At 65.5% G+C, this 17,181-nt stretch carries 20 protein-coding genes and 1 pseudogene; 11 read left to right on the plus strand and 10 right to left on the minus strand.

Annotated elements, in window-relative coordinates; all coding sequences use genetic code 11:
- Positions 1-19 precede the first annotated feature (19 nt).
- Positions 20-811: a Bax inhibitor-1/YccA family protein gene (locus ACUXVA_RS05290; RefSeq protein ID WP_265083502.1), complete on the plus strand. Its 792-nt coding sequence runs from the start codon at positions 20-22 to the stop codon at positions 809-811.
- Positions 812-884: 73 nt separating this feature from the next.
- On the opposite strand, the gene ACUXVA_RS05295 is transcribed toward ACUXVA_RS05290, so the two are convergent.
- Positions 885-1,259: a winged helix-turn-helix transcriptional regulator gene (locus ACUXVA_RS05295; protein ID WP_265081216.1), complete on the minus strand. Its 375-nt coding sequence runs from the start codon at positions 1,257-1,259 to the stop codon at positions 885-887.
- Positions 1,260-1,447: 188 nt separating this feature from the next.
- Between ACUXVA_RS05295 and ACUXVA_RS05300 the strand changes: the two genes are divergently transcribed.
- Positions 1,448-1,972 (plus strand): GNAT family N-acetyltransferase, encoded by a 525-nt coding sequence (locus ACUXVA_RS05300; RefSeq protein WP_265081215.1) that lies wholly within the window; start codon positions 1,448-1,450, stop codon positions 1,970-1,972.
- Between the two features lie 170 nt (positions 1,973-2,142).
- Here ACUXVA_RS05300 and ACUXVA_RS05305 read toward each other — a convergent pair whose 3' ends face one another.
- The 3 genes from ACUXVA_RS05305 to acnA form a co-directional block, all read right to left on the minus strand.
- Positions 2,143-2,502, minus strand: coding sequence for a DUF2794 domain-containing protein (locus ACUXVA_RS05305; protein WP_265081214.1), 360 nt, complete (start codon positions 2,500-2,502; stop codon positions 2,143-2,145).
- A gap of 474 nt (positions 2,503-2,976) precedes the next feature.
- Positions 2,977-3,732 (minus strand): DUF1223 domain-containing protein, encoded by a 756-nt coding sequence (locus ACUXVA_RS05310; protein WP_413776483.1) that lies wholly within the window; start codon positions 3,730-3,732, stop codon positions 2,977-2,979.
- 146 nt (positions 3,733-3,878) lie between these two features.
- Entirely contained in the window at positions 3,879-6,599 is a 2,721-nt protein-coding gene (gene acnA, locus ACUXVA_RS05315; RefSeq protein ID WP_445491150.1) for an aconitate hydratase AcnA, read from the minus strand.
- A gap of 209 nt (positions 6,600-6,808) precedes the next feature.
- On the opposite strand from acnA, the pseudogene ccmA reads away from it, so the two are divergent.
- From ccmA to ACUXVA_RS05350, 7 genes and pseudogenes are all read left to right on the plus strand, one after another.
- Positions 6,809-7,402, plus strand: a pseudogene (gene ccmA / locus ACUXVA_RS05320) (heme ABC exporter ATP-binding protein CcmA); the annotation flags it as partial.
- A gap of 4 nt (positions 7,403-7,406) precedes the next feature.
- The gene (ccmB, locus tag ACUXVA_RS05325) at positions 7,407-8,075 is read left to right on the plus strand and encodes a heme exporter protein CcmB (RefSeq protein ID WP_265083501.1); all 669 of its coding nucleotides are present in this window, start codon (positions 7,407-7,409) and stop codon (positions 8,073-8,075) included.
- A 70-nt stretch (positions 8,076-8,145) separates the two neighbouring features.
- Positions 8,146-9,198 (plus strand): amidohydrolase family protein, encoded by a 1,053-nt coding sequence (locus ACUXVA_RS05330; protein ID WP_265081212.1) that lies wholly within the window; start codon positions 8,146-8,148, stop codon positions 9,196-9,198.
- 82 nt (positions 9,199-9,280) lie between these two features.
- Complete coding sequence (locus ACUXVA_RS05335; RefSeq protein WP_265081211.1) at positions 9,281-10,018, plus strand: heme ABC transporter permease; 738 nt, start codon at positions 9,281-9,283, stop codon at positions 10,016-10,018.
- Entirely contained in the window at positions 10,018-10,197 is a 180-nt protein-coding gene (gene ccmD / locus ACUXVA_RS05340; RefSeq protein ID WP_265081210.1) for a heme exporter protein CcmD, read from the plus strand. The genes ACUXVA_RS05335 and ccmD overlap by 1 nt, the downstream gene beginning before the upstream one ends.
- Positions 10,194-10,778: a DsbE family thiol:disulfide interchange protein gene (locus ACUXVA_RS05345; RefSeq protein WP_265081209.1), complete on the plus strand. Its 585-nt coding sequence runs from the start codon at positions 10,194-10,196 to the stop codon at positions 10,776-10,778. The genes ccmD and ACUXVA_RS05345 overlap by 4 nt, the downstream gene beginning before the upstream one ends.
- A 257-nt stretch (positions 10,779-11,035) precedes the next feature.
- Positions 11,036-11,407, plus strand: coding sequence for a ComEA family DNA-binding protein (locus ACUXVA_RS05350; RefSeq protein ID WP_265081208.1), 372 nt, complete (start codon positions 11,036-11,038; stop codon positions 11,405-11,407).
- A gap of 265 nt (positions 11,408-11,672) precedes the next feature.
- On the opposite strand, the gene ACUXVA_RS05355 is transcribed toward ACUXVA_RS05350, so the two are convergent.
- On the minus strand, positions 11,673-12,272 hold the full coding sequence (locus tag ACUXVA_RS05355; RefSeq protein WP_265081207.1) for a septation protein A: 600 nt from the start codon (positions 12,270-12,272) through the stop codon (positions 11,673-11,675).
- Positions 12,273-12,307: 35 nt separating this feature from the next.
- Here ACUXVA_RS05355 and ACUXVA_RS05360 point away from each other — a divergent pair, with 35 nt between their 5' ends.
- A complete protein-coding gene (locus ACUXVA_RS05360; RefSeq protein WP_265081206.1) occupies positions 12,308-12,490 on the plus strand; it encodes a hypothetical protein in 183 nt (60 codons plus the stop codon).
- Here ACUXVA_RS05360 and ftsY read toward each other — a convergent pair.
- Entirely contained in the window at positions 12,487-13,428 is a 942-nt protein-coding gene (gene ftsY, locus ACUXVA_RS05365; RefSeq protein WP_445491156.1) for a signal recognition particle-docking protein FtsY, read from the minus strand. The genes ACUXVA_RS05360 and ftsY overlap by 4 nt on opposite strands.
- Positions 13,429-13,567: 139 nt before the next feature.
- Between ftsY and ACUXVA_RS05370 the strand changes: the two genes are divergently transcribed.
- Positions 13,568-14,203: an RluA family pseudouridine synthase gene (locus ACUXVA_RS05370; RefSeq protein ID WP_265083500.1), complete on the plus strand. Its 636-nt coding sequence runs from the start codon at positions 13,568-13,570 to the stop codon at positions 14,201-14,203.
- 17 nt (positions 14,204-14,220) lie between these two features.
- Here the strand turns inward: ACUXVA_RS05370 and ACUXVA_RS05375 are convergent, their stop codons facing one another.
- The 4 genes from ACUXVA_RS05375 to dapF all read right to left on the minus strand — a co-directional run bounded on the left by ACUXVA_RS05375 (position 14,221) and on the right by dapF (position 17,135).
- Positions 14,221-14,601, minus strand: coding sequence for a hypothetical protein (locus ACUXVA_RS05375; RefSeq protein ID WP_265081204.1), 381 nt, complete (start codon positions 14,599-14,601; stop codon positions 14,221-14,223).
- Positions 14,568-14,915 (minus strand): hypothetical protein, encoded by a 348-nt coding sequence (locus ACUXVA_RS05380; protein ID WP_265081203.1) that lies wholly within the window; start codon positions 14,913-14,915, stop codon positions 14,568-14,570. Before ACUXVA_RS05380 ends, ACUXVA_RS05375 begins: the two co-directional genes overlap by 34 nt.
- A gap of 77 nt (positions 14,916-14,992) precedes the next feature.
- On the minus strand, positions 14,993-16,261 hold the full coding sequence (gene mtaB, locus ACUXVA_RS05385) for a tRNA (N(6)-L-threonylcarbamoyladenosine(37)-C(2))-methylthiotransferase MtaB (protein WP_445491159.1): 1,269 nt from the start codon (positions 16,259-16,261) through the stop codon (positions 14,993-14,995).
- 1 nt (position 16,262) lies between these two features.
- Positions 16,263-17,135, minus strand: coding sequence for a diaminopimelate epimerase (gene dapF, locus ACUXVA_RS05390; RefSeq protein ID WP_265081201.1), 873 nt, complete (start codon positions 17,133-17,135; stop codon positions 16,263-16,265).
- Positions 17,136-17,181 lie beyond the last annotated feature (46 nt).

Here is a 17,181-nt window from a genome sequence, read left to right on the forward strand (position 1 = left end):
CAACTTCGAGGTTTCGACCATGTCGGACTTAGACCGCAATTACGCTTCTCCTTTCGGCCGGGCGGCCGGGCGTGTTGACGCCGCTGCCGTCGATGCCGGACTGCGCGCCTACATGCTGCGCATCTACAACTACATGACCATCGGCCTGGCCATCACCGGCCTGGCCGCGCTGGGCGTGTACATGGCTGCAGTGACGGCCGATCCGTCGGGCGCCGCGGCCCGGATCGGAAGCTCCTATCTGACGCCGTTCGGCTACGCGATGTTCGTGAGCCCCCTGAAGTGGGTGTTCATGCTGGCACCGCTGGCGATGGTGTTCGCCATCTCGTTCGGCATCAACCGGCTGAAGCCGGCGACCGCACAGCTGCTGTTCTGGGCCTTCTCGGCCTTGATGGGCATCTCGCTGTCGTCGATCTTCCTGGTCTACACGCACACTTCCATCGTGCGGGTGTTCTTCATCACCGCCGCCTCGTTCGGTGCGCTCAGCCTTTACGGCTACACCACCAAGCGTGACATGACGGGCATGGGATCGTTTCTGCTGATGGGCCTGTTCGGTATCATCATCGCCAGCGTCGTGAACATCTTCGTGGCGAGTTCGATGCTGCAGTTCATCGTGTCGGTGGTGGGCGTGCTGGTGTTCGCGGGCCTCACCGCCTGGGATACCCAGCGCCTGAAGAACGATTACATCTACGGCTACGCCTCCCAGGGTGGCGACGTGGCGGAACGGGCGGCGATTACCGGTGCGCTGTCGCTGTACCTGAACTTCATCAACCTGTTCACGCTGCTGCTGCAGCTTCTGGGACAGAAGGAATAACCTTCCGTTTCCTCGCAAAATGCAAAGCCCCGGCCGCAAGGCCGGGGCTTTTTGCTTGTCGGCTGCATGGCCGCTAGATCTCGACCCGGCGCAATGCCGCCCATTCGCGCAGTTGCAGCAGCGCCGGGCGCAGCGCGCGCCCCGCCCCGGTCAGGGCATATTCGACCGCGGCCGGTACCTCGGCTTCGCCTGCCCGCCGCACCAGCCCGTCCCGCTCGAGCTCGCGAAGCTGCTGAATCAGCAGCTTCTGGGAGGCCGCCGGAATCACCCGCTCGAGCTCGGCGAGTTGCAGCACCGGCTCGGCAAGGAGGTGGAAGATGATTCGCGTCTTGTCCTTGCCCTCAAGAATCTTCAGCGCCCCTTCGACGTCGCGCGCCGCGCCGGCAGGCACCGCGCCGGCGGCCTTGCTCTCGGCGGACGAGCCGAGCTTCTTGTTTGTCTTGACCATTCCGCAATCCACCCGATCTGGCAAAGCCACGCCGCGCTGAGCATGACGCCGACGGCAGAATAAATGAAGGACCCGACGGTTGGCGAGTGGCTGCTACGCAGCGAGGCCCTCGCCCGCAACGCGCCCGACCTGCGCAGGCCGGTCGGCGGGGCTTTTATTTTGCCAACGGTATCATTAGGCTCGACGCCATGCCCGACCTTGAAATACGCCCCGCCACCGCCGCCGACCTTGCCGCCATCACCGCGATCTACGACGAGGCGGTGCAGTTCGGCACCGCGACCTTCGAACTGATCCCGCCGGACCTCGCGGAAATGACCCGGCGCTTCGACACGCTCGTCGCCGCCGGCTTCCCCTATCTGGCGGCGCTGCAGGACGGCCAGGTCGCCGGCTACGCCTATGCCGGGCCCTACCGGCCGCGGCCGGCCTATCGCTTCACCGTGGAGAATTCGGTCTATCTCGACCCGGCGGCGCAGCGGCGCGGCATCGGCACGCGGCTGCTGCACCGACTGATCGCGGACTGCGAGGCAGGCGGCTTCCGCCAGATCATCGCGGTGATCGGCGATTCCGCCAATGCCGGCTCCATCGCCCTGCATCGCAATGCCGGCTTCCAGATGATCGGCACCCACCCCGCCGTCGGCCTCAAGTTCGGCCGCTGGCTCGACACCGTGATGATGCAGCGAGCGCTTGGCGAGGGCGGGCAGACGCTGCCTTAGGGGCAGACAGCGAAAAGCTGCCTCACAAGCGCGCTGTCATCGCCCGGCTTGCGCGCATTTGCGCGCCGGACCGGGCGGCCCAGTCAATGCAGGCGTTGGTGATAGAGCCGCAAAGCCTGTGTCTACTGGGTCCCCGCATACGCGGGGACGACAACAGAGCTTGTGGCCCCTCACACCACCGCCAACTTGCGGTCGATCACCAGCAGCACTCGATCCAGCTCATGGCCGCGGCGCAGGATCATGCCGCTGGCCGAGATCACGCTGTAGGCGCCCTGCTTGCGCGACAGCCGCGGGTCCTTCTCGATGCGATAGATCGGCACTTCCGAGGCGCGTCGGAATACCGAGAACACCGCGCGGTCGCGAAGGAAATCGATGGCGTAGTCACGCCATTCGCCGGCGGCGACCATGCGGCCGTAAAGATTGAGAATGCGGTTGAGTTCGAGTCGATTGAAGGTGACCAGCGCGTTCGCGGCGTGGCGATCCGCGGCCCGCGGCTCGCTGGGATCCATTTCCTCCGACGTCGAACTCATGGGCGCCTCCCCGTCATGTGACTGACATGATCGCGCCGTCGGCGCGCCGCCGCAAGGGGCTCGCCGGCCGGCTTTCTCGCGTCGAAACGCCATGTAACGGGATCGTTAGAAGAATCTTATTGCCGCCCGATTTCCGCCCATCGACCGCCCATCTGGGTTGCGACAAGAAGCTACTGCGTTGGGCCCGGTTCTTCCGGTCTCGGATTCCTCAGCCCCCAGCCCCCCGTGGCCATTGGGATCGGGCCCGTCGCAGGACTACAGACTATTCAGGGGCCAACGCGAGTTGGTCCTTTTTCTTTTTGGGGGCGACATGGGGCCCGGACGCGCCGCGGGCGCGGTTTGTCATCGCCCGGCCTGCGCGCACTTGCGCGCAAGGACCGGGCCACCCAGTAATCGCTGTCGTCTGTGATTGAGCCGCAACGGCTGCGTTTACTGCGTCCCCGGATGCGCGGGGACGACAGCCGGTGCATAATGCTACTGTAGCAGCGTGAACGCCGCGCCGAGCATGGCGCCGGGCTTTTCGCGACTGCCGTTCTGCACATAGACCACCGCCGCGTCGACGCCATCGCGCGACACGTTTTCCAGCGGCACCGTCCAGTTCGCCGCGGCGCCGGTCCAGTCGCCGACCTTCAGCCAGCCGCGCACCACGTTGTTGTAGGTCAACTGGCGGCCGCGATTCTCGCCGCGTCCGATGGTGATCGGCACCGAGCGCGACACCGAACAGATCCACACTTCACCATGCGAGAGCACGGCGCTCTTGCCCGCAGCCGCCACCGATACCTTGACCTCTTTGCCTGCGACCGTCATCGCGACCGGCACTGACATCACGGCCTCGCTTTTGCGGGTTTCCTCGATGGCGCTATCGATGCGCGCGCGATCGCTGCCGATCACCTGGCGCTCGCCATTGACGATCATCTGCGGCGTATAGACGTCGCGATCGCCCCGCATGTGGGAATAGGCCTTCTGGCGGGCGCTGAAGCGTGAATCCGCCAGCGTGTCCTTCCAGCCGAGATAGTCCCAGTAATCGATCGGCATGCTGAGCGCGATGACCGACGGATCCTTCGCCAGTTCGCCGACAACCTTGTCCGCGGGAGGGCAGGATGAGCAACCCTGCGACGTGAACAGCTCGACCACCGCGCGCGGTTCGGCGGACGCGGAACTCACCCAAGTAACGATGGCGCAGGCGCTGATCGCAACCGACCATCGAGATATGCCGCTACAGGCCATCATCATTGCTGCCACGTTAAAACCAGAACAAACCCTCCGCCGACGCCTGGCACGCCCAAGCCCTAATGCGGGAAGGCGGCCCTTCATAGGCCGCCTTCCGTTCACTCACCACTCACTTCGCAGTGAGGCAATGGGTCGCATCGCCCGTGTCAGGCCACCAGCCGGCGCAGCACGTACTGCAGGATCCCGCCGTTGCGGTAGTATTCGAGCTCGTCGAGCGTATCGATGCGGCACAGCAGCGGCACCTTGCGCAGGTTGCCATCGGCCGACACGATCTCGGCGGTCAGCATCTGCCGGGGCTTCAGGTCGCCCTGCAGGCCGCGGATCGTGACCTTCTCGTCGCCCTTCAGATCGAGCGACTTCCACGACGTGCCGTTCTCGAAGGTCAGCGGCAGCACGCCCATGCCGACCAGGTTCGAGCGATGGATGCGTTCGAAGCTCTCGCAGACCACGGCGCGCACGCCGAGCAGACGGGTGCCCTTGGCGGCCCAGTCGCGCGACGAACCGTTGCCGTATTCGGCGCCGGCGAACACCACCAATGGCACCTTCTCGGCCTGATACTTCATCGCGGCATCGTAGATCGACATCTGCTCGCCGTCGGGCCAGTGCTTGGTGAAGCCGCCTTCCGGAATGTTGCCGTCGGCGCCCTTCAGCATGAAGTTCTTGATGCGGATGTTGGCGAAGGTGCCGCGCATCATCACCTGATGGTTGCCGCGCCGGGTGCCGTACTGGTTGAAGTCGGCGGGACGCACCTGGTGCTCCGACAGATACTTGCCGGCCGGCGAGGTCAGCTTGATGGCGCCGGCGGGAGAGATGTGGTCGGTGGTGATCTTGTCGCCGAACACCGCGAGAATGCGCGCATCGATCACGTCCACGATGGCTTCCGGCTCGCGCTTCATGCCTTCGAAGTAGGGCGGGTTCTGCACATAGGTCGAGCCCATGTTCCAGCGGTAGGTCTCGCTCTCCACGGTCTTGATCTTGCGCCAGTTGGTGTCGCCCTTGAACACGTCGGCATACTTCTTCTTGAAGATCGCCGCGGTGACGTACTTCTTCATGAAGGCGTTGATCTCCTTCGTGGTCGGCCAGATGTCCTTGAGATAGACCGGCTTGCCATCCTTGCCGGTACCGATTGGCTCGACCGCGAGGTTCTTGGTGACCGAACCGGCGAGCGCATAGGCAACCACCAGCGGCGGCGAAGCCAGGTAGTTGGCCTGCACGTCCGGCGAGACGCGGCCTTCGAAGTTGCGGTTACCCGACAGCACGGCAGCGGCGATGATGCCGTTGTCGTTGATCGACTTGGAGATCTCCTCCGGCAGCGGACCGGAATTGCCGATGCAGGTGGTGCAACCGAAGCCGATCAGGTTGAAGCCGACCTTGTCGAGATCCTTCTGCAGACCCGAATTCGCCAAATATTCGGCGACCACCTGGCTGCCTGGAGCCAGCGAGGTCTTCACCCACGGCTTGGTCTTGAGGCCCAGCGCCACTGCCTTGCGCGCCAGCAGGCCGGCACCGATCAGCACCGAGGGATTCGAGGTGTTGGTGCATGACGTGATCGCGGCGATCGCCACGTCGCCATGGCCGAGGTCGAAATTCTTGCCCTCGACGGTGAAGCGCGCGTCGTGGTCAGTGGCCTTCTTGTATTCCGCGGTCATGGCAGCGGCGAAGCCTTCGGCGATCGCCGGCAGCGCGACGCGGCCTTCCGGACGCTTCGGGCCGGCCATCGACGGCACGACGTCGCCGAGATCCAGCTTCAGCGTTTCGGTGAATACCGGATCCGCCGACTTGGCAGTGCGGAACAGGCCCTGCGCCTTGGCATAGGCGGTGACCAGCGCCACGCGGTCCGCCTTGCGGCCCGAGGTTTTGAGATAATCGAGCGTCGCGGCGTCGACCGGGAAGAAGCCGCAGGTGGCGCCGTATTCCGGCGCCATGTTGGCGATGGTCGCCTTGTCCGCGACCGAGAGGAAGTCGAGGCCGGGTCCGAAGAACTCGACGAACTTGCCGACCACGCCCTGCTTGCGCAGCATCTGCGTGACGGTGAGCACGAGGTCGGTGGCGGTGACGCCTTCCTTGAGCGCGCCCGACAGCTTGAAGCCGATCACTTCCGGCAGCAGCATCGACTGCGGCTGGCCGAGCATCGCGGCTTCCGCCTCGATGCCGCCGACGCCCCAGCCGAGCACGGCGAGACCGTTGACCATGGTGGTGTGCGAATCGGTGCCGACCAGCGTGTCAGGATAGGCGACCTCATAGGTCGCGGTCTTCTTGCCGACGGTCATCTTCTGCTTCTTGGTCCAGACCGTCTGGGCCAGGTATTCGAGATTGACCTGGTGGCAGATGCCGGTGCCGGGCGGCACCACGGAGAAGTTCGAGAACGCCTTCTGGCCCCACTTCAGGAATTCGTAGCGCTCCTGGTTCTGCTTGTATTCCTCGGCGACGTTCTTGCCGAACGCCTTGTTGTCACCGAAGAAGTTCACGATCACCGAGTGATCGATGACGAGATCGACGGGGACCAGCGGGTTGATCTTCTCGGCGTCGCCGCCGAGCGCCTGCATGGCGTTGCGCATGGCGGCCAGATCGACCACCGCGGGGACGCCGGTGAAATCCTGCATCAGCACGCGCGCGGGGCGGAACGACACTTCATGTTCGAGCTTGCGCTTCTTCAGCCATTTGGCGACAGCGAGAATGTCGGCCTTCTTGACGGTGCGGTCGTCCTCATGGCGCAGCAGGTTTTCCAGCAGCACCTTCATCGAATAGGGCAGCTTGGAAATGCCCGTCAGACCGTTCTTTTCGGCCAGCGGAAGGCTGTAATAGACATAGGTCTTGGCGCCAACCTTGAGGGTCTTCTGGCACTTGAAGCTGTCGAGCGAGGTCATGTGAGGCGGTCCCAATTCATCGTTTCAGGGATACCCGGCAAAAGGTATCAATACACCGTTGCAACCACAGCCTGATTGGCTTGCAGGCGCCGATTGTGTGCTGCATCAAGTTCCGGCTTATAGAATCTTTCCAGACGCGCCGCCACAGCGACAATCGTCTCGAAGCAATGCGATGGCCGGGGCGCGGATCGAACATGAAATGGGGATCCATGCGGCTTTCGGGACGCGGCGTCAGGTGCATCAGGGGCGGCCGCGAGGTCTTCGCCGGGCTCGATTTTCACGCCGAGGCCGGCGAGGCGCTGGCGATTGTCGGCCCCAACGGCGCCGGAAAGACCTCGCTGCTGCGCCAGATCGCCGGCCTGCTGGCCATCGCGGACGGCAGCATCGACCTCGCCGGCGGTGACGCCGAGCTGACCCTGATCGAACAGGCGCACTACCTCGGCCACCGCGACGCCATGAAGCCGGCGCTGACGGTGACGGAAAACCTGACCTTCTGGGCGGACTTTCTCGGCGGCGAAGTCACCGCCCCCTCCGAATGCATCGCAGCGGTCGGCCTCGGCCACGCCGCGCGGCTGCCGGCCGGCTTTCTCTCCGCCGGCCAGCGCCGCCGGCTGTCGATCGCCCGGCTGCTGACGGTGTGGCGCCCGATCTGGCTGCTCGACGAGCCGACTTCGGCACTCGACCTCGCCAGCCAGCGCATCTTCGCCGGCCTGATGACCACGCATCTCGGCCGCGGCGGCATGATCATCGCCGCCACCCACGCCCCGCTCGGCATCGACGCCCGCGAGTTGGTGATCGGGGGGCGGGATGACCGCCCTCGGGGCGCTGATTCGGCGCGACATCCGGATCGCCATGCGGGTCGGCGGCGGTGCGCTGATCGGCGTGCTGTTCTTCCTTACGGTGGTGGTGCTGATGCCGTTCGCGCTCGGCCCCGACCTCGCTTTGCTGGCGCGGCTCGGCCCGGCGATCCTGTGGCTCGGCGCCCTGCTCGCCAGCCTGCTGACCCTCGACCGGCTGTTCATGGCCGATCACGAGGACGGCTCGCTGGACCTGCTGCTGATGAGCCGCACCCCGCTGGAACTGGCTTGCGCCGCCAAGGCGCTGGCGCACTGGATCGCCGCCGGCCTGCCGCTGATCCTCGCCACCCCGGTGCTCGGCCTGCTGCTCAACCTCGACGGCAACGCCACTTTGGCGGTGGCCGTCACCCTGCTGGCGGGAACCCCGGCGCTTACCTTCACCGGCATGATCGGCGCCGCTTTGGCGGTCACGCTGCAGCGCGGCGGGTTGCTGCTGGCGGTGCTGGTTTTGCCGCTGTCGATCCCGGTGCTGATTTTTGGCGTCGCCGCATCAAACGCGGCCATCACCGGCCCGTTATCGTTCGGCACGCCGTTCTCCATTCTCTGCGCGCTGTCGCTGGCCAGCCTCGTCATCGGACCGTTCGCGGCGGCGGCCAGCCTGCGCCACGGGCTGGATTGATCCCGGCGATTGTCAGGCGCTTAAAAACGGCGACAATACAGCCGGTTGGAACCGAGGCGAGCAAGGCACGATGAACCTCTTCAATGCTCATGGACCGTCATGCGGCTGCGGCGTCAGCCGGCGCCGTCTCCTCGCCGGCGGCGCGGCACTGGCCGTCGCTTCCGCCCTGCCCGGCGCGGCAACCGCGCAAACCCCGCCGCCGTTCCGCGTCGACGTGCATCACCACCTGACCCCGCCCGACTACATCGCCGCGGTCAATCCGCGGATCAAGCTGTCGCCACCGTCGCTCGGCTGGAGCGTGCAGAAATCCCTCGACGACATGGACGCCGCCGGCGTGCAGACCGCCGTGCTGTCGATCACCACCCCCGGCCTGTGGTTCGGCGACGCCGCTGCCGCAGCAAAGCTGTCGCGCGGCTGCAACGACTACGCCGCTCGATTGATAACAGACCATCCGGGCCGCTTCGGCTCGTTCGCGGCATTGCCGATGCTCAATGCCGACGCCACCCTGGGCGAGATCGCTTACGCCTTCGACACGCTGAAGGCCGACGGCGTCTGCGTGTTCACCAGCTATGACGGCAAGTGGCTGGGCGACGCCGCCTTCGTGCCGATCTTCGACGAATTGAACCGGCGCAAGGCGGTGGTCTCGGTGCATCCCACCACGGCGGCCTGCTGCGGCAATCTGATGCCGTTCATTCCCGACACGGTGATCGAATTCGGCACCGATACCTCGCGCACAATTGCCAGCTTGGTGTTTTCCGGCGCCACCGACCGCTGGCCGGACATCAGGTTCATCTTCTCCCATGCCGGCGGCACCATGCCGTTCCTGATCGAGCGTTTCGAGTTTCTCGCCCGCCAGCCGCAAGCGGCCAAGATGGTGCCGGGAGGGGTGCGAGCCGCGCTGCGAAAACTGTTTTACGACACCGCGCAGGCCTCCAACCCCGCCGCCATGGGCGCGCTGCGTGACCTGGTCGAAACGTCGCAGATCGTGTTCGGCACCGACTTCCCTTACCGAACCGGGCCGGAGCACGTCACCAACCTCGCCAATTGCGGCTTCGAGGCGCGCGATCTCCGCCGAATCGAGCGCGACAATGCGCTCGGCCTGCTGCCGCGGCTGCGCGCCTGACCGCGCAAATGACCGCAACGACGTCGCCAAACATTGATCTGGATCCACCTGACATCGCCCGCCGGGCTGCTATAACCCCGCCATGACCCTGACCGACCTCGCCAATCCCACAAAATTCCTGTCGCTGACCACACGGCTGCTGCCGTGGCTGGCCGGCGTGACCGCTGTCCTGCTCGCGATCGGGCTCTATCAGTCGGCGATGGCGCCGGACGACTATCAGCAAGGCGCCACCGTCAAGATCATGTTCATCCACGTGCCCAATGCCTGGCTGTCGATGTTCGTCTGGGGCGTGATGAGCCTGGCTGCCCTGGGCACGCTGGTGTGGCGGCATCCGCTCGCCGACGTCGCCGCCAAGGCTGCCGCGCCGATCGGCGCGGCCTTCACCTTTCTGGCCCTGGTCACCGGCTCCCTGTGGGGCCGGCCGATGTGGGGCACCTATTGGGAATGGGACGCGCGGCTGACCTCGGTGCTGATCATGTTCCTGATGTATCTCGGCCTGATCGCGCTGTGGCGCGCGGTGGAGGATCCCTCGCGCGCCGCCCGCGCAGCCGCGATCCTCACTTTGGTCGGCGCCATCAATATTCCGATCATCAAGTTCTCGGTCGACTGGTGGAATACGCTGCACCAGCCGGCCTCGGTGATGCGGATGGGCGGCTCGTCGCTCGACAAGGCCTTCCTGATTCCGCTGCTGGTGATGGCAGTGGCCTTCTCGCTGCTGTTCGTCACGCTGCACCTCGCCGCCATGCGCAACGAGATCCTGCGCCGGCGCGTGCGCGCGCTGCAGATGCAGCAGGCCAGCCAGCGACCGGCGCTGTCGTGATGGCGCTCGGTCCCTACGCCAGCTTCATCGTTACCTCCTACCTGCTGGTGGCAGCCGTGGTGCTGATCCTGATTGTCTGGATCGCCATCGACCATCGCCGCCAGAAGCAGCATCTGCGCGCGCTCGAAGCCAGCGGCATCGTCCGCCGCTCCGGCCGCAGCGCCACGGACATGTCATGAGCGAGCAGGCCCTCCCCAAGCGCCGCTCCTGGCTGATGGCGCTGCCGCTGCTGGCCTTCGCGGTGATGGTGGCGCTGTTCTGGTTCAAGCTCGGCTCGGGCGATCCCTCGAAGCTTCCCTCGGCCCTGATCGGCCGGCCGGCGCCGCAGACCGCACTGCCGGCGCTGGACGGACTCACCAATAACGGCGCGCCAGTGTCCGGCCTCGATCCCGCAGCCTTCATGGGCAAGGTCAGTCTGGTCAATGTCTGGGCGTCGTGGTGCGTGCCTTGTCACGAGGAAGCGCCGCTGCTGACCGAGCTTGGCAAGGACAAGCGGCTGCAGCTGGTCGGCATCAACTACAAGGACGCAGCCGACAATGCCCGGCGTTTCCTCGGCCGCTACGGCAATCCGTTCGGCATTGTCGGCGTCGACGCCAACGGCCGCGGCGCCATCGAGTGGGGTGTCTACGGCGTGCCGGAGACCTTCCTGGTCGGCCGCGACGGCCGCATCGCCTACAAGCTGGTGGGCGGCATCACGCCGGAGAATTTCGAGCGCGTGCTGAAGGTCGAGATCGACAAGGCGCTGAAGGCGGGGAGCTAGCTCCGCGTCGTCCCGGACAAGTGAGCGCAACGAACGCGATCCGGGACCCATAACCCCGCCTTCTCGCTTCTCGTGGTATCTTTCTGCCTGAACACGTCATCGGAGGTGATGGGCCCGCGCTCGCGCTGGCGCGCGACTTGCCGGGACGACAGAAATAATCTTTTGCTTTTATCTGCGGTTCATTTCACCGCCTTGCGTCCGCCATGAATGGACCGCTAGCTTGGATTGTTACTTAAACAGTCCTTGGAGGACATCCCATGCGTCACTTCTCGATTGCTTCACTCACTGCCGCTGCACTCACCCTCGGCCTGCTCGCCGCCTCGCCCTCGATGGCCCAGACCGCGCAGCCCGCGGCGCCTGCCACCAAGATGGCGCCTGCTGCCACGGGCAAGATGGCTCCCGCCACTGAATCCAAAATGGCGCCGGCACCTAAGGCCGAACTGATCGACATCAATTCCGCCAGCGCCGACGTGCTCGACGCGCTGCCCGGTATCGGCAAGGCCTATTCGGCCGCGATCATCAAGGGCCGCCCCTACAAGGGCAAGGACGAACTGGTCCAGAAGAAGATCGTGCCGGAAAAGACCTATGACGGCATCAAGGACAAGATCATCGCCAAGCAGAAGAGCTGATCGATCTGTTACTTGAGTTGATCTTCAAACGCATCGGCGCACCCGCGCCGGTGCGTTTTGCTTCGGAGACGAATGCCGAACGGGGCCCCGTCCTCGTTCCCCGGACGCGGTGCACTGCGCCGCTCCCGACGATGCGAAGCATCGTTTGGGGCGGCGTGGTGCGCCGCAGATCCGGGGTCCAGGCGATGCGCAGAACAAGCCGGGATCCCGGATCTGCGCAGCAGCGTGAAGAACGCTGCAGCGCGTCCGGGACACGAGGGAGGCGCTATTTCGTGACGTCACCTTCGTCGACCGCGCTCTCGGCGAGCGACACCGGCTCCAAATGATAGCGCTTCACCAGCGGCATCTGCGACACCGCAAAGATCATCGTCAGCGGGATCACGCCGAACGCCTTGAACGCTACCCAGAAATCGGTGGTCTGGGTCCGCCAGATAATCTCGTTCAAGATCGCCATGGCGAAGAAGAACATCGCCCAACGCAACGTCAGCGCCCGCCATCCGGCCGGCGTCAGGTTGAACATCTGGTCGAACATGATGGCGATGAACGAGCGGCCGAACAGCAATCCGCCGCCGAGGATCGCTGCGAACAACCCATAGATGATGGTCGGCTTGACCTTGATGAACGTCTCGTCGTGCAGAACCAGCGTGAGGGTGCCGAACACGATGACGATCACGCCGGTGACCAGCGCCATGATCGGCACGTGCTTCGTCACCACATAGGACGCGATCATCGCCACCACGATGGCCACCATGAAGGCGCCGGTGGCGATGAACAGATTGCCCTTGGCGTTGGCGATGAAGAAGATCACCAGCGGCCCCAGTTCGGTGGCGAGCTTGAAAAGCGGGTGCGGCTGGGTTTTTGTCATCGTGTCCATCGATCGTCGTTTGGTGAGGAAGAAGCTTGAGCGATCTTGTCAGAATTCTGCTGGAAAGGCTGTTGGGCTGGGCGCAAAAGCATCTCTACCGAGGCCCTTCGCGCCATTGGAACGAGATCGATGCCATCGACCGGCTAGGGCGGCTCGCCTTGATGGCCATTGTGCTGATCGTGATCTTTGCCCCACTTGGCTGGCTTCTGTTTGGCTAGTCGATACCCGCAATCGCCTGGGCGAAATCCCGCGCGGTGAACGGCGCGAGATCGTCGATGCCCTCGCCGACGCCGATGAAATGCACCGGCAGTTTGAACTTCTCCGCCAGCGCCACCAGGATGCCGCCGCGCGCGGTGCCGTCGAGCTTGGTCATCACCAGGCCGGTGACCCCAGCCATACGATGAAACGCCTCGACCTGCGACAGCGCGTTTTGTCCCACCGTGGCGTCGAGCACCAGCAGCACCGCATGCGGCGCCGACGCGTCGACCTTTTTGATGACGCGGACGACCTTCTCCAGCTCGACCATCAGCTCGGCCTTGTTCTGCAGCCGGCCGGCGGTATCGATCAGCAGCACGTCGCGGCTGTTGGCGCGGGCTTCGGTGACGGCGGTAAAGGCGAGGCTCGCCGAATCCGAGCCCTGCGCGGCGGCGATGACCGGTGTCTTTGTCCGCTCGCCCCAGACCTTCAACTGCTCGATCGCCGCTGCGCGAAACGTGTCGCCGGCGGCGAGCATGACCTTGCGGCCTTCGGCGGAGAATTTTGCGGCGAGCTTGCCGATGGTGGTGGTCTTGCCGGAGCCGTTGACGCCAACCACCAGGATCACAAAGGGCTTCTGCTGGGAGTCGACGACCAGCGGCTTGGCCACCGCCGACAGCACCTTTTCGACCTCGGTGGCGACCACGCCCTTCACGTCGTCGGCGGAGATCGCCTTGTCGTAGCGACCGTGGCCGACTGCCTTGGCGATCCGCGCCGCCACCTCGGTGCCGAGGTCGGCGCGCAGCAGCACGTCCTCGATATCCTCGAGCATGGCGCGGTCGAGCTTGCGCTTGGTGACGAGGTCGGCGACCGCGGTTCCCAGCGAGCTCGAGGTGCGTTTCAGGCCGCTGGACAGCCGCCGCCACCAGCTCAGTTTCGGCGTTTCAGGAGTGTCGTTCATGTCGGGGCTGTGTTAGCCGTTTCGCGCCATGAACGAAAGCCAAGACGAAATAGAAGCCGAAGCCCGGCTGCCGCGCACCGACGCGGTTGAGCTGACCGAGGCGGAGATCCTGTCCCGGGTGCTGCACCGCGACGGCTTGATGCTGGTGATCGACAAGCCGGCCGGGCTGCCGGTGCACCGCGGCCCCAAGGGCGGCGCCAACCTGGAAACCGCGTTCGAGTTCCTGCGCTACGGCCTGCCGCGGCCCCCGGTGCTGGCCCACCGGCTCGACCGCGACACGTCCGGCTGTCTGGTGCTCGGCCGCCACCGCAAGGCGACGGCGTCCCTGGGCCTGCTGTTCAAACACAGCCGGATTTCCAAGACCTACTGGGCGGTTGTCGAAGGCGGCCCGGTCGAGGACGAGGGCACCATCGACATGCCGCTCGGCCGGCTCAACGCCGAGCGCGGCTGGTGGATGAAGCCGGACGCCGAGGGACTGAAGGCCGTTACCAATTTTCGGGTGATGGGGCGCGGCGACGGGCTCGCCTGGATGGCGCTGGAGCCGGTCACCGGCCGCACCCACCAGTTGCGGGTCCACAGTTCAGCCTCGGGCTGGCCTATCGTCGGCGACAATATCTACGGTACCGGCCCGCGCTTCGGCGAGCCCACCCTGCATCTGCATGCCCGCGAGATCGTGATCCCGATCTCCCGCAACAAGGACCCGATCCGCGTGGTCGCCCCCGCCCCGCCGCACCTGCATGCGCGGCTGCGGGCCTGCGGCTGGAACGGGGAGTGACACGGCGGGCTTGACGGCTATACGACCAGCCCCTGCTGGATATCCCAGTTCTGATTGGGTGTGAGCGTTGCGGTCATGGCCGTGACATTGGGCGGGAACGCCACCTGTGTCTTTTCCGCGAGCTGGGACAGGTCCATCACCTCGCCCTGCGTCACATCGGCAACCGTCACCCAGTATTCGGGAACGGGCGTGAAGACACATCTGATGTTCGGCACCGCCTGAACCACCATGATGGGCGAGCCGCTCATGCCGATGCCGACACCCAGCGTGTTCATGGGGATCGTGCCGTCGCAGGAAACGATCAACTCGTTGGCCGGGCCGCCGAAATTCTGGCCGGTGAAGCTGAACGCACCGTCGGCGCCGGTCAGCGTGATGCTGTTGCCGGCCGTGACCGGCACGACCTGGACGCGGCGTACTGCACGCCCGGCGCCAGCAGGCCCGTCTCCAGCCAGGCCAGATCGTAGGCCTGCCGCCACCTGAAATTAACCTCGACGCCGCTGGCGATCGGCATCGCGAACCAGGCCAGCGCATGGCCGTTCGGGTCGCGTCCGGGCGCCTGGTAGCAAACGAAGGTCTGCGTCCTGCCGCTGTTGTTGTGAAAGCGCAGCGTGTGCACCGGCGGCTGCCCCGGCGCCGCCTCGAAGATCACCACGTGGCTGTTGTCGATATCGCTGCTGCGGTTGATGAAATCGATCGAAATGGCCGACGGCATTGTCCCCTCCCCCAAATGGAGCGACCCTCTCTCGCCGCGTGGCGGAACGGTATCACTATCTTGGGTTGAGGCAACTGCTAGACCGCCAGCCGTGCGCCGTCGTGCCCCGCCACGGTCGGCTGCCGCACCGCGCCGGGCGTGTCGCCCGCGATCGCCACCGGGATGAAATGCTCGGTGCGGCCCTGCGTCGCGCTCTCGATCAGCACGTTTCGCACGGCGCCGATTTCCGTCGCAAGCCGCCGCTGCAAGGCCGTCTCGCCGGTGGCGCGCAGACGTTTTGCCCGGTCCTTGATGACGGCGCCCGCCGGCTGCGGCATGCGCGCCGCCGGCGTGCCCGGCCGCGGCGAATAGGGAAACACGTGCAGGAAGGTCAGGTCGCACTCCGCGACCAGATCCTGCGAGCGCGCGAACATGCCTTCCGTTTCAGTGGGAAAGCCGGCGATGATGTCGGCGCCGAAGGCGATGTCCGGCCGCAGCCGCCGCACCTGGGCGCAGAAACCGATGGCGTCGGCGCGCAGATGACGGCGCTTCATGCGCTTCAGGATCATGTCGTCGCCCGACTGCAGTGACAGATGCAGATGCGGCATCAGCCGATCATCGTCCGCGATGACGTCGAGCAGGTCGCGGTCGACCTCGATGGAATCGATCGACGAGATCCGCAGCCGGCGCAACTCCGGCACATGGCGCAGGATCTGCTTGACCAGGAAACCGAGCTTCGGCGCGCCCGGCAGGTCGGCGCCATAGCTGGTGAGATCGACGCCGGTCAGCACGATCTCGGCGTGGCCGGCTTCGACCAGAGCGCGGACCTGATCGACCACGCCGCCCATCGGCACCGAGCGCGAATTGCCGCGGCCATAGGGAATGATGCAGAAGGTGCAGCGGTGATCGCAACCATTCTGGATCTGCACGAACACCCGCGGCAGCCCGCTCTGGAAGCCGTCAAGCAGATGCGGCGCCATTTCGCGCACGGCCATGATGTCGGCCACCGCGATCTTTTGCTCGTCGCCGGTGCCGAAGGCGGGCTGGTCCAGCGCCGCGCGCGCATCCCGCCAGGCCATGCTGCGCATCTTGTCGCCATTGCCGACCACGCGGTCGACCTCGGCCATGCCGGCGAATGTTAAAGGCTCGGTCTGCGCCGCGCAGCCGGTGACCACGATGCGGGCATTCGGCCGCTCCCGCTTTAGCCGACGGATCGACTGCCGGGCCTGGGCCACCGCCTGGGACGTGACGGCGCAGCTGTTGATGACGATGGTATCCGACATGCCGGCACCTTCCGCCTCTCGGCGGATCACCTCCGACTCGTAGCTGTTGAGGCGGCAGCCGAAGGTGACGACCTCGACGCTCATGTCACGCGACGGACTTGAACAGCGCCGGATCGAATCGCCCCGCGTATTCGAAGGTGGCGGGACCGGTCATCAGGACGTGATCGTCGCGCTCGCGCCACTCGATGGTCAGTTCGCCGCCGGGCAGCGTCATGTGCACGATGCGGTTGGTGCGCTTCAACCGGGCTGCCGCCACCGCGGTGGCGCAGGCCGCCGAACCGCACGCCTTGGTCAGCCCGGCGCCGCGCTCCCAGGTCCGCATCCCGATGTGATCGCGGTCGACGACGTGGGCCAGCGTGATGTTGGCGCGGTCGGGAAAGATCGGATGGTTTTCCAGCAGCGGTCCGAACTTTTCGAGTTCGTAGGCGGCGATGTCGTCGACCCAGAAGATCGCATGCGGATTGCCCATGCTGACCACCGACGGCGTATGCAGGATCGGCGCGTCGATCGGCCCGATCTGCAATTCGATGCCGCGGGTGTCGCGAAACTCCTCGGCCAGCGGGATGTCCTGCCAGCCGAACTTCGGCACCCCCATGTCGACGGTGTAGAGGTCCGCGGCCGGCCCCTGCCAGCAATTGATCAGCCCAGCCTTGGTCTCGAAGGTGAGCGCGGTCTTGCCGCCATCGGCAAAGGTCTGCTGCGCCACGCAGCGCATGCCGTTGCCGCAGGCGCCGGCCTCCGAGCCGTCATTGTTGTAGATCGACACGAAGGCATCCGTGCCCGCCAGCCGCGGCTTCTGCAGCACCATCAGTTGGTCGAAGGGCACGCCGCCGGGGCCGGCCACCGCGCGGGCCTCGTCCGGCGTCACGGCGGCCGTGCTATCGCGCAGGTCGATCACGACGATCTCGTTGCCGATGCCGTTCATCTTGGCAAATGCGTGGTTGGCCAGCGCGCTCATGTCATGTCCCGGTTTCGCCCGCTTTATATGGCGAAGCTGGCTGGAT

The organism is Rhodopseudomonas sp. RCAM05734, from assembly GCF_052658035.1.

What these genes read in the sequence shown, in the direction of transcription:
- ACUXVA_RS05290 (WP_265083502.1), top strand. Translation starts at nt 20, where the DNA reads ATGTCGGACTTAGACCGCAATTACGCTTCTCCTTTCGGCCGGGCGGCC.
- ACUXVA_RS05295 (WP_265081216.1), bottom strand. Translation starts at nt 1,259, where the DNA reads ATGGTCAAGACAAACAAGAAGCTCGGCTCGTCCGCCGAGAGCAAGGCC.
- ACUXVA_RS05300 (WP_265081215.1), top strand. Translation starts at nt 1,448, where the DNA reads ATGCCCGACCTTGAAATACGCCCCGCCACCGCCGCCGACCTTGCCGCC.
- ACUXVA_RS05305 (WP_265081214.1), bottom strand. Translation starts at nt 2,502, where the DNA reads ATGAGTTCGACGTCGGAGGAAATGGATCCCAGCGAGCCGCGGGCCGCG.
- ACUXVA_RS05310 (WP_413776483.1), bottom strand. Translation starts at nt 3,732, where the DNA reads ATGATGGCCTGTAGCGGCATATCTCGATGGTCGGTTGCGATCAGCGCC.
- acnA (WP_445491150.1), bottom strand. Translation starts at nt 6,599, where the DNA reads ATGACCTCGCTCGACAGCTTCAAGTGCCAGAAGACCCTCAAGGTTGGC.
- ccmB (WP_265083501.1), top strand. Translation starts at nt 7,407, where the DNA reads ATGACCGCCCTCGGGGCGCTGATTCGGCGCGACATCCGGATCGCCATG.
- ACUXVA_RS05330 (WP_265081212.1), top strand. Translation starts at nt 8,146, where the DNA reads ATGAACCTCTTCAATGCTCATGGACCGTCATGCGGCTGCGGCGTCAGC.
- ACUXVA_RS05335 (WP_265081211.1), top strand. Translation starts at nt 9,281, where the DNA reads ATGACCCTGACCGACCTCGCCAATCCCACAAAATTCCTGTCGCTGACC.
- ccmD (WP_265081210.1), top strand. Translation starts at nt 10,018, where the DNA reads ATGGCGCTCGGTCCCTACGCCAGCTTCATCGTTACCTCCTACCTGCTG.
- ACUXVA_RS05345 (WP_265081209.1), top strand. Translation starts at nt 10,194, where the DNA reads ATGAGCGAGCAGGCCCTCCCCAAGCGCCGCTCCTGGCTGATGGCGCTG.
- ACUXVA_RS05350 (WP_265081208.1), top strand. Translation starts at nt 11,036, where the DNA reads ATGCGTCACTTCTCGATTGCTTCACTCACTGCCGCTGCACTCACCCTC.
- ACUXVA_RS05355 (WP_265081207.1), bottom strand. Translation starts at nt 12,272, where the DNA reads ATGACAAAAACCCAGCCGCACCCGCTTTTCAAGCTCGCCACCGAACTG.
- ftsY (WP_445491156.1), bottom strand. Translation starts at nt 13,428, where the DNA reads ATGAACGACACTCCTGAAACGCCGAAACTGAGCTGGTGGCGGCGGCTG.
- ACUXVA_RS05370 (WP_265083500.1), top strand. Translation starts at nt 13,568, where the DNA reads ATGCTGGTGATCGACAAGCCGGCCGGGCTGCCGGTGCACCGCGGCCCC.
- ACUXVA_RS05380 (WP_265081203.1), bottom strand. Translation starts at nt 14,915, where the DNA reads ATGCCGTCGGCCATTTCGATCGATTTCATCAACCGCAGCAGCGATATC.
- mtaB (WP_445491159.1), bottom strand. Translation starts at nt 16,261, where the DNA reads ATGAGCGTCGAGGTCGTCACCTTCGGCTGCCGCCTCAACAGCTACGAG.
- dapF (WP_265081201.1), bottom strand. Translation starts at nt 17,135, where the DNA reads ATGAGCGCGCTGGCCAACCACGCATTTGCCAAGATGAACGGCATCGGC.